2 protein-coding genes and 1 pseudogene are annotated in these 2,049 nt (G+C 65.5%); all 3 read left to right on the top strand.

Annotated features, from left to right (window positions below; genetic code table 11):
• Nucleotides 1-291, top strand: a 291-nt coding sequence (locus QZH66_RS15360; RefSeq protein ID WP_305806776.1) for a DUF899 family protein, incomplete at its 5' end; no start/stop codon positions are given.
• Nucleotides 292-448: 157 nt separating this feature from the next.
• A pseudogene (locus tag QZH66_RS19045) lies at nucleotides 449-1,339 on the top strand (amino acid aminotransferase); the annotation flags it as partial.
• Between the two features lie 112 nt (nucleotides 1,340-1,451).
• The gene (locus QZH66_RS15365; RefSeq protein WP_305806777.1) at nucleotides 1,452-1,832 is read left to right on the top strand and encodes an aminotransferase class I/II-fold pyridoxal phosphate-dependent enzyme; all 381 of its coding nucleotides are present in this window, start codon (nucleotides 1,452-1,454) and stop codon (nucleotides 1,830-1,832) included.
• Nucleotides 1,833-2,049: the final 217 nt, after the last annotated feature.

Below are 2,049 nucleotides of genomic sequence, written 5' to 3' on the forward strand. Positions count from 1 at the left end.
CGCGAGCGCGGCTGGCGCAACCTGCGCCTGCTGTCCTCGGCAGGCAACAGCTACAACGCGGACTACCACGGCGAGGACAGCCAGGGCGCGCAACGGCCGGCCCTGAACGTGTTCGAGCGGCGCGGCGGCCAGATCCACCACTGCTACTGCACGGAGCTGATGTTCGTTGCCGCCGAGCCGGGGCAAAACCCGCGGCATGTCGACCCGATCTGGCCGCTGTGGAACCTGTTCGACTACACCCCGGCAGGCCGGGGCACGGACTGGCACCCCAGGCTCAGCTACGGCGCGTGACACTTGCGTGGCGGGGTCTGAGCGCGCAGTTGCGCGGCAGAGACGGCTAAAATCGCGGGCGGTTGCCTGCCCGCCATGGCTCCCACTGGCGCGCCAGAGCACCGAAACCCCAACACCCGCACAGGACCCCCTCATGTCATTGTTTACCGCCGTCGAAATGGCCCCCCGCGACCCCATCCTGGGTCTCAACGAGCAATTTGCCGCTGACACCAACCCGAAAAAAGTGAATCTGGGCGTGGGTGTGTATTTCGACGACAACGGCAAGCTGCCCCTGCTGCAATGCGTGCAGGCCGCCGAAAAAGCCATGATGGACAAGCCCGCCGCGCGCGGCTACCTGCCCATCGACGGCATCGTGGCCTACGACACCGCCGTCAAGGGCCTGGTGTTCGGTGCCGACAGCGAACCCGTCACCTCGGGCCGCGTCGCCACCGTGCAGGCCATTGGCGGCACCGGCGGCCTGAAGATCGGCGCCGACTTCCTGAAGAAGCTCAGCCCCGACGCCAAGGTGCTGATCTCCGACCCGAGCTGGGAGAACCACCGCGCGCTGTTCACCAACGCCGGCTTCACCGTCGACACCTACGCCTACTACGACGCTGAAAAGCGCGGCGTCAACTTCGACGGCATGCTGGCCAGCCTTCAAGCTGCCGCCGCCGGCACCATCGTCGTGCTGCACGCCTGCTGCCACAACCCCACGGGCTACGACATCACGGCCGCGCAGTGGGACCAGGTGATCGCCGCCGTCAAGGCCAAGAATCTCACGCCCTTCCTCGACATGGCCTACCAGGGCTTTGGCCACGGCATTGCCGAAGACGGCGCCGTGATCGGCAAGTTCGTCGCCGCCGGGCTGAACTTCTTCGTCTCCACCTCGTTCAGCAAGAGCTTCAGCCTGTACGGCGAGCGCGTCGGCGGCCTGTCGGTGCTGTGCCAGGACAAGGAAGAAGCCAGCCGCGTGCTGAGCCAGCTCAAGATCGTCATCCGCACCAACTACTCCAACCCACCGATCCACGGCGGTGCCGTGGTGGCCGCCGTGCTCGGCAACCCCGAGCTGCGCGCACTGTGGGAGAAGGAACTGGGCGAGATGCGCGTGCGCATCAAGGCNGTACGGCGAGCGCGTCGGCGGCCTGTCGGTGCTGTGCCAGGACAAGGAAGAAGCCAGCCGCGTGCTGAGCCAGCTCAAGATCGTCATCCGCACCAACTACTCCAACCCACCGATCCACGGCGGTGCCGTGGTGGCCGCCGTGCTCGGCAACCCCGAGCTGCGCGCACTGTGGGAGAAGGAACTGGGCGAGATGCGCGTGCGCATCAAGGCCATGCGCCAGAAGCTGGTCGACGGCCTCAAGGCCGCCGGCGTCAAGCAGGACATGAGCTTCATCACCAGCCAGATCGGCATGTTCAGCTACTCGGGCCTGTCCAAGGACCAGATGGTGCGCCTGCGCACCGAGTTCGGCGTGTACGGCACCGACACCGGCCGCATGTGCGTGGCCGCGCTCAACAGCCAGAACATCGACTACGTCTGCGCGTCGATCGCCAAGGTGGTCTGAGGTTTTTCCGCCTTTCAAAAGCGAAACCGCCCTCGGGCGGTTTTTTTATGCTCTTTTTGGCCTCTAACCCAATACCATCAAGCGCAAGCAGCTATTTTTTGTATAGTAAAAACATCCTTTCCCGCCGGCTTTGCCCCCATGACCCAGCCCACACCCCAGCCCCTGCGCAACACCCGCATTCTGAGCCTGGCGCTCAACCTGCCCGGCCCCGCCGCCC

The organism is Stenotrophomonas sp. YIM B06876, assembly GCF_030711595.1.
Lineage (GTDB): Bacteria > Pseudomonadota > Gammaproteobacteria > Xanthomonadales > Xanthomonadaceae > Stenotrophomonas.